We start from the raw sequence: 14,239 nt of genomic DNA on the forward strand, positions 1-14,239 counted from the left end.
CGAGTTCGGAACACGGGGAGCGGCGAGCGGTTCGCCTCCCCCGTAGCCTAGTCTATATCGCCAGGGCGCCGAATGCGTCGTGATCCGTCACCGCCGCGGTCGCCCGGCGGATCAGGCCGAGATTGCTGTCGAGATCCATCAAGCCGCCTATCGCCAGCGTCAGCAGCATAGCCTCGAACGGATAAGCGAGATGCGCGCGATAACGCAGCCGGGCCTGGACCTCGTCCAGTTCGGCGACGCCGTGCCTTTCGAGGGCGCACAAATAGAGATCCAGCAGCGCTTCTTCGTGCGCCCTGCGGCATTCCGGCTCCAGCGAGGTGGCCAGGAAATAGGCGACATCGCCCATGCCCTCCCCCATCCGCACCAATTGCCAGTCCAGTAACCCCGGCTGGCCCTGGGAAGTCCAGAACAGGTTGCCCGGATGGCAATCGTGGTGGACCAGCGTTTTGGGACCCAGCGCCAGCCGCCGCATGACTTCGCGGCGACGGCGGGCATATCGCAGTGCAGGCGCGTGAAACCCGGCCGGGACCAGATCGCCCGCGAGCGACAATCCCCGCTTCATCAGCGGCACGGCCATGACGGTTCCCAGAACGTCTTCCGCAGACACCGAACCGGATAACCAGCGATGCCGGTGAACGAGTGCCGGCTTGTTCCAGAATTGGGCGTGGAATTGCGCGAGGTGCTCGACCACCTGAGAGGCCTGCCGGAAGGACAATGCATCAGATGGATTACCCGGCACGCCGCCGAACTCCGTCACGTCGGACAATACCAGGGTGGCTCCCCGACCGAACCGGCTCTGAGCCGCCAGGCTCGGGGCCAGCTTGACCGGCACGGAATGCGACACGTCCCTATAGAATCGCACTTCCTTATGCATGAAGCGCGGCAAGCCGGTGACGACGCGGGATTTCAGCGTCGTCGACGGCACCTTGACGAACCAGCGCGTGGGCAGGCGGTCGGGCGCATCGTGCTCGACCACCACGCGAAACCGGGTAGTGGTGCCGACGTCGACGGACTGAAGTTGTACGTCCGACACCCGGGCATCCGCCGCATGGTGACTGACGATACGCTGGGCCCAAGGCACGCTCAAATCACTGGGCCCGTGCACGAGTATATTCTGCTTGGAGTTCATCCGGCTCGCTTATCCGCTCGCTCAAATTTCGAGTATGGAACCTAAGAACCGCAGCCGGACGCGCCCTATTGCGCGGTAAACGGGGCGTCTGATCTGCCGGGGCATGATGGAGTCCCATAGTCTAAATGATGTTACGGAATCGCGAGCAGGCGCGTGCCCGTCATGGGGGAAAAATGTCCGCCGGGGCGCCGCGTTCGGTCCGTCCCGGACTTTGCCTCAACTCCAGGGCGACCGGTCGGCCTCGGGCAATTGCTCCTGCCGGTCCCAATGGCTCTTGACGGCCAGCACCTTGGGCAAGAGGCCCCTGAATGCATCCACCAGGCGGCTTTCCAGATGTACCCCGGAGGCCTGGTCCAGCGTCGCCAAGGCGCGTTCCAGCGGCCAGGCATCCTTATACGGCCGTTTCATGGTCAGCGCGTCGAATACGTCCGCCACAGCGACGATGCGCCCGCTCTCGGGAATGTCGGTGCCGGCGAGGCCCTGGGGATAGCCGCTGCCGTCCCATTTTTCGTGATGATGCAAGGCCACCTCGGCCGCGAGCTGGAAAACCGGGGCATCGCTCTTGCGGAGGATCTCGTGGCCGATCCGGGGATGGGTTTTCATGATGGCCCATTCGTCGGGCTCGAGCTTGGCCGGCTTTTTCAATACCGCGTCCGGAATGCCGATCTTGCCGGTATCGTGCATCGGCGCGGCCAGTTCGAGCAGGCTGGCCTTCTCCTCGTCCCAGCCGACCGCCTCGGCCAGTAATCGGCTATAGGCTGCCATGCGCCAGATATGCACGCCGGTGTCGGTATCGTTGTAATGGCCGGCTTCGCCCAGCATATGAATGGCCGCGCGATGACTGGCTTCCAGCGACGCGGCACGCACCAGGGACAGATGGGTGCGCACGCGGGAGCGAACGACGGCCGGTGAAATCGGCTTGGTGATGTAATCCACGCCGCCGGCATCGAAACCCGCCTGCTCGTCGACCTCGTCGGACAGGCCGGTCACGAAGATGACGGGGATATCCTCGGTCCGCGATTCGCTCTTCAACCGGCGGCAGACCTCATATCCGTTGATGTCCGGCATCTGGACGTCCAGCAGGATCAAGGCCGGATTATGCTTGGCCACCGCTTGCAGGGCTTCGACACCGCTGCGCGCAAACACCAGCCGATAATGATGCTGCAGAACCTGGCGCATGAGCGCCAAGTTATTGGGCTCGTCGTCGACACATAAGATGGAAACCTGGGGCATCCTCTGACTCCTGTCGTTAAAAAACCCAGCGTCAATCCGCCCCGAGGGACTCGGAGCATCCCGTAATCATCGAGCCGTAAGGCCCGATTCCGTATCTCGTGGACTGTCCAGCGCCGCGAGCAGCGTTCGGGTCAACGCCTCGGCGCCGCGGAAATCGAAGGCATCGATCAACTCCCTCAACTGGCCGACCTGCCCGGCGGACAGAACGACGGCCAGCTCCGACAGCAGCGGCTCGACCTCGCCGGGGTCGTCCCTGTCGAGCAAGCTTAAGAAACGCCCGAGCAACTCCCGGCTGTCGGCATTCGCCGGCGCGATTGCCGGCTGGGCACTGTCCTCGGCGGCGTATTCGGCGATCGCGCGACGCGTTTCGTCCAGCGCGAGGTGGAGGGCCTCGGCCAGACTGGACGCTTCGCCGCCTTCGCGCAGCGTCTGTTCGATGGCGCCGGCCATGCCGGCGGCCCGGGACAAGGCCAGCGAGCCGGCGGCCCCACGCAGTTTGTGCGCAATCGCCGCGGCCGCATCGCGCTCGGAATTCTTCAATGCTTCGGCGATGGCGTGGCCGTCGCCGCAGTGGCTGTGGGCGAAGGTCCGCAGGTATTTCCGATAGACCGCCGCATCGCCCCAGAGATTCAGGCCCTGATCGACCGCCATCAGAGGAAGCAGGGCCGCGTCGGACGCCGGCTCTGCGGGCGGCGCAGACGGCGCCGAAGGACGGTCGTGCGAACCGCGCGTCAGATTCCGCAGCAACGCAACCAAGTCCTCGACGACGAAAGGCTTGGCGATGAAGCCATCCATGCCGGAGGCGAGCGCGGCGTCGTGCTGGTTGCGGAAGGCGCCCGCGGTCAAAGCCACGACCGGAAGCTGGGCCAGCGCCGGCGTCTGGCGTATTTCCCGCGTCGCTTCGTAACCGTCCATGACGGGCATCTGCACGTCCATCAAAACGATGTCGAAACCTTGGGGATCGGCCGACAACTGCGTCAGCGCGTCCCGGCCGTCCACGGCGAGTTCGACCTTCGCGCCCTCGCCCTCCAGGATGCGGCAGGCCACCTCGCGGTTGATCTCGCTGTCGTCCACCACCAGCACGTGCAGACCGGCGAGACGCTGCACGGCAGCGGTCTCGACAGCCTGCCCCAGATCGCCCCGGCGACTTTTCGCTTCCAGCACGGCGTTGTACAAGCAGGAACTGGTGACCGGCTTGGTCAGGATGACGTCCACCAACTCGCTGCCGGGCTGGGCCATCAATTGCTCGCGATCGTGAGCCGTCACCATGACGATGATGGGTCGCTGTTCGTCCCCCAGCATGTCCCTGATCGAGGCGGCGGCGGCCAGACCGTCCACCTCGGGCATGCGCCAGTCGAGCAGCAATACGTCGAACGGCTTGTCGGATGTGCGGCTGTCCTCGACGGATGCGATGGCGGCACGGCCCGAATCGACCGCTTCCGCGTTCCAGCCGAGACTGTTCGCCCGCTCGGTCAGCATATTGCGCGCCAGCGCGTGGTCATCGGCGATCAACACGCGCTGCAAGGCCATGGAAGGCGTCGCGCAACCGTTCGCATCGATCTTTTCGAAGGAAATCTCGAAGGAAAACTCGCTGCCCACGCCGGGCGTACTCGCGACGCGGAGTTCGCCGCCCATCAACTCCACCAGACGACGGCTGATGGCCAAACCCAGGCCAGTGCCGCCGAAACGGCGGGTGGTGGACGTGTCTCCCTGCGCGAAGGGAGAAAAAATTTCCTTCTGCTTGTCGAGCGGAATGCCGATGCCGGTGTCGCGCACGGCGAAGCTCAAGCGGACCCTATCGCCACCGTTGTCGACGCGAGTGATGGCGACGACCACTTCGCCCTGCTCGGTGAACTTGATGGCATTGCTGGTCAGATTGATCAATACCTGGCCCAGCCGCAAGGGGTCGCCCTTCAGCGCGTCGCAACCGGCCGGGGCGGACCCTACGACCACCTCGATGCCCTTGGCGCCGACGGCCGAGGACATGATGGTGGCCACATTGTCCAGCACCTCGCCGAGGCCGAAGGGCACTTCCTCGATTTTCAGGCGCTGGGCTTCGATCTTGGAAAAGTCCAGGATGTCGTTGATCAGCCCGAGCAAGGAACGGCCGGCATGGTGGATCTTTTGCACCATATCCCGCACCGGCGGCGACAGTTCGCTTTTGCCCAGGAGATAGGCCAGACCCAGGATGGCATTCATGGGCGTACGGATTTCATGGCTCATATTGGCCAGGAAATCGGATTTGACCTGCGCCATGTGTTCCGCTTGAGCCCTGGCATCCATCAGCTCGGCATTCGCTTTTTCCAGTTGCTGCGTGCCGTCCCTGAGGGCCTCCTGGGCAGCCACGTCCGCGCTGATGTCTTCGTTCGTGCCGACCATGCGGGTGGCCCGGCCGGATTCGTCGTGATGCACCCGGGCCAGAGCGCGGATCACGCGCACCTCGCCGTCGCCGCGGCGGATGCGAAAACGGGTGTCGAACGGCCGGCCGCGCTCTATCGAATCCTGCAGCGCGGCTTCCGCGGCAGGCCGATCCTCGGGCAACACGCTGTCGCGCCAGGTTGCGTAGGCGTTGGCCAAGGTGGCTCTATCCTTGCCGTAGATCGCGATCATGGAGTCGTCCCAGGACAGCTGTCCTGTCGTCAAATCGTATTCCCACACCCCGACGCCGGCGGCTTCGGTCGCCAGTTGCAGACGCTCCGCGTTCTTCCTCTGCAGCGCCTCCTGTTCGGCGAGCAGGGATTCGCTGCGTTTGCGCTCGGTCAGGTCCACCGCAATGCCGAGATATCCCATGATGGGCCCGCCATCCTCCCGCAGCGTGCTGACGGTCAACAGGACCGGCAGGCGCCGGCCATCCTTGCGGATGTAGGTCCACTCGCTGACATTGCCCCCCTCCTGCCGCGCCGCGGCGGCGAAAACCTCGAAACCCGGGGGTATCGGCCTGCCCAAGGCTCGCGTGAGGGCCGCCGCCTTGCCCGCCACCTCTTGCCGGTCGTGAAAAATCTCCGGCGTGGTCCGGTCTATCACGTCGTCGGCGCGATAGCCCAACATGGCCTCGGCGGCGGGGTTGAACACCGTGATCGTGCCGCGTGTGTCGGTCGCGATCACGGCGTTGCCGGCGTTGGCCAATATGGCGTGCTGCAGGGCCGCATAAGCCTGCAGTTGAGCAGTGCGCTCGACGACCTGCTGTTCCAGCGTGGCGTTGAGGGCGAGTATCCGCTCCTGAGCCTGCTTGCGCGCGGTGATGTCGATGATCGATGCCAGGGTGTACAAGTCGTCAAGCATGTCGACGGGATTGAGGCCGATCTCGATGGGAACCTCGGTTCCATCCTTGCGGACCCCGTACAGCTCGCGGCCAGCGCCCATAGCCCTAGCCTTGGGCGAGCGGAAATAGCTGTCGACCTGAGCCGGATGATGATTGCGAAAATTCGCGGGGACCAGGATTTCGACGGTTTCTCCCACCAACTCCTCACGCGTATAACCGAACATCTCCTCTATCCCGCGGTTGACCAGCGTGATCCTGCGCATGCGATCGACCATCAGCAGGGCGTTGGGCGCCGCTTCGAACACTCGCCGGAAACGCTCTTCCGCACGTTTGCTGTCGGTGATATCGCGCACCGTTTTGGCCGCGCCCACGACACGCCCATCGGACCGCACGATGGGGGCCACCGCGACCGACACGTCGATGAGCCGGCCGTCGCGATGCCGGCGCACACTGGTGAAATGAGCCACGCATTCACCCTGTGCGATGTGGGCCAGGAGCTCCGCTTCCTCGGCCAGCCGGTCCGGCGGCACGATCAGATCGGTCAGGAGCCTGCCCACGGCCTCCTGTTCGGTGTATCCGAACAGCGCTTCGGCGCCCTTGTTCCAACTGGTCACGCGGCCGTCCAGCGATTTGCCGATGATGGCGTCTATCGTGCTGTCGACGATCGCCGCCAGTTGCGACCGCGCGATGCTGGCATGCAGCCGCCGCCTTATGCTGCGCAGATAGACATAGAGCAGGAGGGCCAGCAAGGCGGCCAGCAACGCGATGAAGCTGGTCGCGGCCGCCGGGCTGAACAGGTTCAGGCGGGTCAGGAACACCGGCAGCGCCTTGACCTCGACCTGCCATTGGCGGCCGAAGACCGCGATCGGTATCCGTTTGACCAGGCCGTCGACCTCCGCCCGCTCGTTTCCCGGAGAGCGGAAGAAGGACTCCGGCGCTTCGCTGTCGGTGACATCGGTCAAAGCGAGGGTGAACTCCTGTTCGTGAAAATCGAAGTCCGCCAGGATCTCGTCGATGACCAGCGGCGCGTACACCCAACCCAAGGTCGCGGCCATGCGCTGGCCCGGAGTCACCGGCGTTTCGCCCAGACGATAGACCGGCAACAGCAACAGGAAGCCCCGGTTGGCCCGGCCGGGCGCTTGCACCAGCGTGACGCTCCCGGTCAGCGTGGGCTTGCCGCTGAGCATCGCCGAGATAGCCGCGTCGCGCCGGGTCGATTCCGAGGCGATGTCCAGACCGATGGACTCGCGGTTGGCGTCCTCCGGTTCGATGTACTGGATGACGAAAAGGTCGCCCGCATGGGGTTCCAGCTGTTGGATCGCGAAACCGGGGGCGCCGTCGTCGCGCGCCGAGGACACGAAGTCGTCCTTTTGCTCGGGCGCCACGCGACGGATGAAGCCATAACCCCGGGCGCCGGGAAATTCGCGGGCCAGCTCGCGGGAATCGCTGTATAGACGAAAGCGCTGGCGGGTGATCGTCGTGCCGCCGGCGCCGATGACGGCCCCTCGTGTGCCCCGCAGGCCGTATTCGTAGGTCTGCAGGCGCGCCGTCAACTGGCCTGCGACGCGATCCGCCAGAACGTCGAAGCGCGTCTGTGCCAAAGCGGCATTGTCCGCGTGCAGACGGAAAGCCTCGGTGCCGGCGATCACCAAGCCGACCACGAACAGGGCCAGCGGAATCAGGGTCGGGTTGGTGAATATCCTCATGACACGCCTTGTGATCACTCTATCCTTAACCATCGTGTTTATTCGTACTCACCGGGTAGGCGGGGCCTATCTCCCCCAGGCCCGTATCGAGCGGGAATAAATTCCCGTAGGGATAGCGAACACGGCTAAGCTGATCGACCGCTTCGTCGACGACAGACCGGCTTCCACCGGCCCGGGTTCTCGACGAACCGTTGACCGTGGACGCAACGAGAAAGCGGTAATCCGTAGTGATCCCGGGCTGCAATTTCATCCTACGGCCCGCGCTACTCCAACAAAGCCTTGCATGGCTCATGGCTACTCCCACGCACTGATCGATACCGACGCAACGTGTCCGGCGACGGGACGAGGAACCCGAACCCGGTCACTCATTTCTTAGCTCGCCATACAGCGTCCAAATGCCGTACAGGGAACACCAGCGGCCAACCAGCAAAACGCGAGTGATGCAATATCACGGTCCGTTCGGCTTGGCAACGAAACTCCGTGTCAATACGACAATTTCTACTGCCTTAACGATCCGTGTCCGGGGCCCGGCTGGTCCCTACGCCCATCTGACCGATGGCCAAATTTCCGCGGGCCCCAAAAAGAAAAATCCCGGCGCATGACCGGGATTTTCAAAGGGAAAGCCTTGCGACGAGGCTTAGATTTCGTTTTCGCATGGAATACCCGGCTTGCTGATTTTCCGAGACAAGAAACGGTTCAGCAAACCGATGCCGAATCCGAGCGGTATGATCCAGGGGAACTCCAGCACGGCCGAAACGGCGAGGATCAAGACCACCAAGCCGAAGACCGCGAGCAAGACCCCGAAAGGCGAAAGCAATATCAGCAACAAAAAGTGCATAACTACCTCCAGAATTTATGCTTCGGAAACAATCATACCGAATTCCTGGAGATTTAGTCTGAAATGCATTGTTTGCATACAGGAAACTTATACGTTCCCAAAAGCGTAACTATTTCTGATCCAGACGATAAATCAAAGCTTATGTTTGGCCGGATCGCCAGCCTCCGCGAGATGTCCGGCCAGCGGGCGCCGGTTGGCCCGCACGATGTCCCGAATCAAGGCCTCCGCGCCCTCCAGCTGACGGCTGTAAACCTCCGTTCGGTAGGCATCCGCCGGCAAGGGGGTCAGCGGTTCCAGCACCGGGCGACCGGGCGATCCGGTATCGATGCGCGCAAGCGCAGACAAGCCGGGACGCAAAGGATGGGCCTTGAGCTCTTCGGCCCGCAATCCGATGCGCACCGGAACCCGCTCGCGGATATGGATGTAGTTGCCGGTGGCGTTGTCCGGCGGCAGCAGGCCGAACACGCTGCCCGTGCCGGGCGCCAGCCCCAGCACCTCGCCGTGGTAGACGACGCCGGAGCCGTACAGGTCGACCGTGATCTCCACCGGCTGGCCGGGCCTGACGTGGGTCAACTCGTCCTCGAGGAAATTGGCGTCGATCCACAAATAATCCAGCGGCACGATGGCCAGCAGCGGCGTCTCCGGCTTTACCTGGTCGCCCGGCAGGATGGCGCGCTTGGCCACATAGCCCGAGGCCGGGGCGACGATGTCCTGGCGGACGCGGCTCAAGTACGCCTGCTTGAGCGCAGCCGCGGCCTGCCGGACTTTCGGGTTGTCCTCCGGTGTGGTGGCCTGCACCCGCGCATCGGCGCCGGCCAATTCGGCGCGCGCCTGGCGAACGTCCGCTTCGAGTTCGCGGAAATGGTATTCGGTATCTTCGACCTGCTGTCCCGACACCGCGCCCTCGCCGGCCACGCTGCGGTAACGGGATAGATCGCGGCGCACGCGGTTCAGCATTGCTTCCTTGGCGGCGAGTTTCTCACGCAATTCCTCGCTCCGGCTAAACAGGGTTTCGACCTCGCGCACGGCATCCGCCAGATCGGCCTCGGCCTGCTCCAAGGCGACCTGAGCCTGCAATCCGTCCAGGCGCACCAGCACATTGCCCTGCCGGACGTACTGGGTGTCGTCGGCGCGGACATCGACGACCGTACCGCTGGTCTGCGCCTTGAGGGGGACCAAATTGCCCGCGACATAGGCGTCGTTGGTGACGACGTAGCGGCTGGCGCAGACCCGCCAGTAAAGCGCGTAGCCTAGCCCCGTGACCAGCACGAGAACGGAAATCACGGCCAGCCGGTGGGTACGCCGATCCAGCCGCTCGCGGTAGCGCAGGCTGCGGACCGTGTGTTTTTTCACCAGTCGCCTGATCGCTTTGATTCCAGTGGGCTTGCCTTCGTGTCGTTTGCTCATGGTTGCGTGCCGGATGCCGGCTGGGTCTGGGGATTTTCGTAGCCGCCGCCCAGGGCGGCGATCAGGCCGACGGCGGCTTGCAGATGCTCGGATCGAAGTTCGCTGGCTTTCAGGCGCTGTTCGATCAGCCTGGTTGCCGCGTCTATCTCGCCGTCGCGGGTGCTCAAGCCCGCCTGGAATCGGCGCTCGGCCAACTCGGCTTCCGCCTCCGCGGCCGCCAGCGCCCGCTCCTGGGTGGCGTCGTGATCCAGGGTTTCCCGCCAATGGGCCAATGCATCGGCGACTTGCTGCACCGCGGCCAGCAAGGCCGCGTTGTAGCCCTCCACCGCACCGGCGTGGGCCGCCTGCGCGTGCTTCAGCTCGGCCTCCAGGCGGCCGCCTTCGAAGATCGGCAGGGTCACGGTCGGCCCTATCGAATAGGCGACACTGGCTCCGTGGGACAGAAACAAGTCCTTGAGATTGAGGCTGCGCAGCCCGGCGAAACCCACCAGATCGACGTCCGGATAGAAGTTGGTCTCGGCCACTTTCACCAAACGAGCCGCCGCCTCCGCGCGCCAGAGCGCCGCTGCCACGTCGGGCCGGTGAGCCAGCAACCCCAGGGGTAGCCTTTCGGGCAGGGGGAAGCGTTCCGCATAGGCGCCGGCGGAAATGCGGATTTCCCGTCCCCAGTCGGGCCCTCGTCCGGCGAGGGCGGCGAGCCGGTTGCGCAGCGTTTGCGCTTCGGCATGCAAATGGCTTTCCCGTTGATGGGCATCTTGCAGCTTTTGCTCGTCTTCGTGCACCGGATCCTGTGCTTCCAAGCCGCGCTCCCAACGCAAACGGGCGAGACGCAGCTTTTCCGCGGATTTTTCCACCCGGGCGTGCGCCCAGGCGATGGCCTCCTCGGTCGAACCGAGCAGGAAATATGCGCGCGCCACCGCCGTGCTCAGCAGCAGGCGCGCCGCGGCGAGCTCCGAGGCTTCCGCCTTTTCCTGGCCCAGCGCCGCCTCCAGATTCGCCTTGTCCTTGCCCCAGAGATCCAGGTGGTAATTGAAAACCGCGGGATCGAGGTAGGCACCGGTGTAGGTGTGGCCGCCGGCGGGCCCGTAAAAATCGGTGGAGGAAAACCGGCGCCGGTGCAGATCGGCGCGGGCCCCCACGCTGGGCAACAGGTCCGCCGCCCGGTAATCGGCCGCGGCTTCGGCCTGGCTCAGGCGCGCGACCGCGACCTTGAGCGTCGGGCTGCCGGCCAGCGCCGCTTCGATGACCCGGTTGAGCTCGGCATTGTGAAAATCGACCCACCATTTTTCCCGGGGCCAGCGCTTCACGATGCGCTCGGCAGCCGGATCCGCGCTCAAAGTCCGCGATTCGCCGGACAAATCCATGAGCCTGGCCTGCACGCCGCCGCCGGGCAACGGCATGCAGGCGGTGAGCAGCGCGGACAGGCCGAGCAGGGTGAATGCCGGACCGACGGTTCGACGGAGACTCATGGCGCCTCCATCCGTGAGCTTAAAGCGTTTCCGCGTGTGGCTTCCCCGCGCTTGACCCGCCTTGGACGACCCACCGGCTCGGCCAGCCAGACCAGGGCCGCCAGGGCGATAAAGGCCCAGGCACAAAAGCGAAACGTGTCGTCCAGCCCGAGGATCGCGGCGTGCCGGCCCGCCACGCCGGCGAGACCCGCCACGGCTTGCGCATCTTGCAGGCCGGCGGAGTGCAGCGTGGAGATCATTGCGCCGGACAGCGGATCGTAGGCGGTCAGGCCTTCGGCCAGGCGGCTCTGGTGGAACGCGGCGCGCCGCTCCCACAACACGCCCAGCAGCGGCGACGCCACGCTGCCGCCCAGCACGCGCAACATGCCGCCCAGTTCCACCGCCTGTATCTGCCTGCGCGGCGTCAGGCCGGAAAGAAACAGCGTGGTCAGCGGCACGAACAAGCCGCCCAGGCAGAAGCCCTCCAAGACCTGCGACCACAAGACGTTGGTAAACAGGCTGCTGCGCCCGAAAAAATCGTAGCGGCTGGTCCAGTAGCAATAAGCCGCGAACGCCAGCAGGTTGAGGCTGGCCAACAGGCGCGCGTCGCGGCCTTGCGCATAACGGTGGAAAAATGCCGCCATGGGTTTGGCAAAAAATATCAAGGGCAGAAGCACCGAACCGGCCAGCAGCGAGGAATAGCCGGACACCGCCTGCAGGCGCACCAGCAGGACGGAAAGCAGGCCATACATGAACAGGAAACCCAGGCTCAGCACGAGGGTGGCCACGGCGAAATTGCGCCGGGCGAACAGCCTCAGGTCCAGCAAGGGGGTCCTGGCGCCCAGCTCCCAGGCGATGAAGCCGGCCAGCGCCGTGATGCCCAGACAGGCCAGCGCTACGAGCGGCGCCGAGTTGTACCAGTCTTCGTCCTGCCCGCGGTTCAATACCGTCTGCAAACAGCCCAGCGCCAAGACCAGCAGAACAAAGCCGACGCGATCGAAAGGAGGCGAGCGGCGCTCCGCCGTGCGCTCGATCAGCAAGGCCCAGCCCAGTCCGGCCGAGACCAGCAGCAGCGGAATGCTCAGATGAAACAGCCAGCGCCACCCCCACTGATCGGCGATCCAGCCTCCTGCGTAGGGCCCCAGGGTGAATGGGCTCAGGGCCGCGAGGCTCCATAAGGCCACGGCGTAAGCCTTCTGCGACTCGGGGTATTCCCGCATCAACAGGGTCTGCGACAAAGGCAGCGTGAGTCCGCCGAAAAATCCCTGCAACACCCGGCCCAGCACGAACGCGCTCAAATCTCCGGTGCTAGCGCAGATCAGCGAGCCGAGCGCGATGACGAGCAGGGAAAACAGGTAGAGGCGGACTTCGCCGTAGCGTGCGGCCAGCCAGGCGCTGATGGGCAGGGAGATCGCCAGGCTGACGAAGTAGTAGCTCTGCAGCCAGGACGCGTGGCTGGGGCTGACACCCAGATCGCCCGTGGCGTGCAGGCTGATGGAAGCGAAAGCGCCGGTGTTGAAAAGGACCAGCAGATTGCCCAACAGCAAGCCGAAATTGAGCAGGAAGAATTGCACGCCGGTCAGGGCACTGGCGCCGTTCCGGGCTTTGTTCAGGCTGTCGTGGGTGAGCGGTGCCCAGGCGGCGCGGGCGTTCTTGTCGGCGGATGTCATGCGTCGGAGCGATAAGGAATGGAGGCTGGATGGCCCAGTCCATTGCAGCTCCCGTGCCGGGCGCGCGGACATCGCTTTACTTCATGAATTTCAAATACTTAAGGGCATGAACCCCGTGTCGGGGCCAGGGATCGAGGCGGGAACCATCACCAAATATCATGACTTCGCGATATTTCGTGACAGTGTCGCCGCCCGCCTAGCCCGTTGCGATCAATGCCGTCCATCCCGCAAAGCCCGGGCGATCCGCGTCCGCGCGGGCTCGCTCAGTTTCAAGGAAGCATTCCCGAGTATCCGGGTTTCCAGTTCCGCCGTGGCCCGGTGCAGCCAGCGCATCTGCGCGGCGAAACTCCGGCAGCCGTCGCACATCATCAGATGCAGGCGCAAGGCGATCCGCTCCCGCAACGACAAGGGGGTGTCCAGCCTCCGCGACAGCAGCAGGCTGGTTTCACGACAATTCATCATCGATCGAGCTCCCGTTCGTTCGGTTCGCCGAAGCCGTTATGTTCCAGGCACAGCCTCAGGCTCATGCGCGCCCGATAAAGCACCACACCCGCGTTAGTCGCCGAAATACCCAACGCCTTACAAATCTCCTCATTGCTGTCGCCGTTCAACTCCCGCAGCACGAACAACTGGCGCTGTCTGGGTACCAGACGCTCGACACAGCGCTGCAAAACCTCCCAGAATCGGGCATTTTCCAGGGACTTGGCCGGGTCGCTCCAGGCGGCCGGCTTGCTCACCCAGTGCCCTTCGGCGGCGAAAAAATCCCCTGCCCCGGAGTCTTCGTCGGCCGGATCGCCATCTGCGGCGTCGGAGTAAGGTATTTCCCGGTATTGGCGGCGCAGCTGATCGAACAGCTTGTGCTTGAGTATGCCGGTCAGCCAGGTGCGCTCCGAGGCGCGGCCGTCGTAACCCTCCCGGCCCTTGAGCGCCGCCAGCAGGGTTTCCTGCACCAGGTCCTCGGCCAGGGCAACGTCCTGCACCCGCACCAGGGCATAGCGGTAGAGATAATCGCCGTAGGCGTCCAGCCAGGTCTCGGGGGCGGTGCTTACTCGGTCGTCCGGCGGTATGGCGGAGGGTGGCATGCGGAATCTCGGGTAAATTGACGGGGCTGAGGGAAGAGCCTTGTAAGAAAGACCTCCGCTGTGCGACAAAGCGAGGAGTCCTAGGGCTCGGGCCGGCGAGGCCGGTTCATCTACGGCTATATCATAACCACTTAGAGAGGTAGTTCATCATGAAGCAAGCTCCTTACCGCTCCGGCCTGTTGCTGGCCACCGCCGCCGCCGCCCTGTTCGCCAACGGCACGACGCTGGCCGCGGAAAAAGACGGAGCCCAGGAAGCCAAGGTCCAATGCGCCGGCATCAATGCCTGCAAGGGCCAGTCGGCTTGCAGCACCGCCAGCAATGCCTGTTCCGGACAAAACGCCTGCAAGGGCCAGGGCTGGCTGTACGCCGCCAACAAGGCCGAATGCGAGGCCAAGGGCGGCAAGGTCATCTCCAAGTAAGCTCCAGCGCGGAGCCGGCAAACGCCGGCTCCGCCATCCCACGAA

The 14,239-nt window shown here is 64.4% G+C and carries 10 protein-coding genes; 1 reads left to right on the forward strand and 9 read right to left on the reverse strand.

All coding sequences use genetic code 11. The features are described 5' to 3' along the window. Positions 1 to 52: 52 nt before the first annotated feature. From JWZ97_RS09060 to JWZ97_RS09100, 9 genes are all read right to left on the reverse strand, one after another. Positions 53 to 1,129, reverse strand: coding sequence for a phosphotransferase (locus JWZ97_RS09060; protein ID WP_205434429.1), 1,077 nt, complete (start codon positions 1,127 to 1,129; stop codon positions 53 to 55). A gap of 216 nt (positions 1,130 to 1,345) precedes the next feature. Next, on the reverse strand, positions 1,346 to 2,362 hold the full coding sequence (locus JWZ97_RS09065; protein WP_205434430.1) for a two-component system response regulator: 1,017 nt from the start codon (positions 2,360 to 2,362) through the stop codon (positions 1,346 to 1,348). Positions 2,363 to 2,428: 66 nt separating this feature from the next. Then, complete coding sequence (locus tag JWZ97_RS09070; protein WP_205434431.1) at positions 2,429 to 7,330, reverse strand: PAS domain S-box protein; 4,902 nt, start codon at positions 7,328 to 7,330, stop codon at positions 2,429 to 2,431. 637 nt (positions 7,331 to 7,967) lie between these two features. Continuing rightward, entirely contained in the window at positions 7,968 to 8,168 is a 201-nt protein-coding gene (locus JWZ97_RS09075) for a hypothetical protein (protein WP_205434432.1), read from the reverse strand. Between the two features lie 132 nt (positions 8,169 to 8,300). Next, on the reverse strand, positions 8,301 to 9,575 hold the full coding sequence (locus JWZ97_RS09080) for an efflux RND transporter periplasmic adaptor subunit (RefSeq protein ID WP_205434433.1): 1,275 nt from the start codon (positions 9,573 to 9,575) through the stop codon (positions 8,301 to 8,303). Continuing rightward, positions 9,572 to 11,044 (reverse strand): efflux transporter outer membrane subunit, encoded by a 1,473-nt coding sequence (locus JWZ97_RS09085; protein ID WP_205434434.1) that lies wholly within the window; start codon positions 11,042 to 11,044, stop codon positions 9,572 to 9,574. The genes JWZ97_RS09080 and JWZ97_RS09085 overlap by 4 nt, the downstream gene beginning before the upstream one ends. After that, a complete protein-coding gene (locus JWZ97_RS09090; protein WP_205434435.1) occupies positions 11,041 to 12,693 on the reverse strand; it encodes a DHA2 family efflux MFS transporter permease subunit in 1,653 nt (550 codons plus the stop codon). The genes JWZ97_RS09085 and JWZ97_RS09090 overlap by 4 nt, the downstream gene beginning before the upstream one ends. 210 nt (positions 12,694 to 12,903) lie before the next feature. Then, the gene (locus tag JWZ97_RS09095; RefSeq protein ID WP_205434436.1) at positions 12,904 to 13,155 is read right to left on the reverse strand and encodes a zf-HC2 domain-containing protein; all 252 of its coding nucleotides are present in this window, start codon (positions 13,153 to 13,155) and stop codon (positions 12,904 to 12,906) included. Next, positions 13,152 to 13,775 (reverse strand): sigma-70 family RNA polymerase sigma factor, encoded by a 624-nt coding sequence (locus JWZ97_RS09100; RefSeq protein ID WP_205434437.1) that lies wholly within the window; start codon positions 13,773 to 13,775, stop codon positions 13,152 to 13,154. Before JWZ97_RS09100 ends, JWZ97_RS09095 begins: the two co-directional genes overlap by 4 nt. Before the next feature lie 149 nt (positions 13,776 to 13,924). On the opposite strand from JWZ97_RS09100, the gene JWZ97_RS09105 reads away from it, so the two are divergent. Then, the gene (locus JWZ97_RS09105) at positions 13,925 to 14,194 is read left to right on the forward strand and encodes a hypothetical protein (RefSeq protein ID WP_205434438.1); all 270 of its coding nucleotides are present in this window, start codon (positions 13,925 to 13,927) and stop codon (positions 14,192 to 14,194) included. Positions 14,195 to 14,239: the final 45 nt, after the last annotated feature.

This window comes from Methylococcus sp. EFPC2, assembly GCF_016925495.1.
In the GTDB taxonomy this organism is placed as follows: domain Bacteria; phylum Pseudomonadota; class Gammaproteobacteria; order Methylococcales; family Methylococcaceae; genus EFPC2.

What these genes read in the sequence shown, in the direction of transcription:
- JWZ97_RS09060 (WP_205434429.1), bottom strand. Translation starts at nt 1,129, where the DNA reads ATGAACTCCAAGCAGAATATACTCGTGCACGGGCCCAGTGATTTGAGC.
- JWZ97_RS09065 (WP_205434430.1), bottom strand. Translation starts at nt 2,362, where the DNA reads ATGCCCCAGGTTTCCATCTTATGTGTCGACGACGAGCCCAATAACTTG.
- JWZ97_RS09070 (WP_205434431.1), bottom strand. Translation starts at nt 7,330, where the DNA reads ATGAGGATATTCACCAACCCGACCCTGATTCCGCTGGCCCTGTTCGTG.
- JWZ97_RS09075 (WP_205434432.1), bottom strand. Translation starts at nt 8,168, where the DNA reads ATGCACTTTTTGTTGCTGATATTGCTTTCGCCTTTCGGGGTCTTGCTC.
- JWZ97_RS09080 (WP_205434433.1), bottom strand. Translation starts at nt 9,575, where the DNA reads ATGAGCAAACGACACGAAGGCAAGCCCACTGGAATCAAAGCGATCAGG.
- JWZ97_RS09085 (WP_205434434.1), bottom strand. Translation starts at nt 11,044, where the DNA reads ATGAGTCTCCGTCGAACCGTCGGTCCGGCATTCACCCTGCTCGGCCTG.
- JWZ97_RS09090 (WP_205434435.1), bottom strand. Translation starts at nt 12,693, where the DNA reads ATGACATCCGCCGACAAGAACGCCCGCGCCGCCTGGGCACCGCTCACC.
- JWZ97_RS09095 (WP_205434436.1), bottom strand. Translation starts at nt 13,155, where the DNA reads ATGATGAATTGTCGTGAAACCAGCCTGCTGCTGTCGCGGAGGCTGGAC.
- JWZ97_RS09100 (WP_205434437.1), bottom strand. Translation starts at nt 13,775, where the DNA reads ATGCCACCCTCCGCCATACCGCCGGACGACCGAGTAAGCACCGCCCCC.
- JWZ97_RS09105 (WP_205434438.1), top strand. Translation starts at nt 13,925, where the DNA reads ATGAAGCAAGCTCCTTACCGCTCCGGCCTGTTGCTGGCCACCGCCGCC.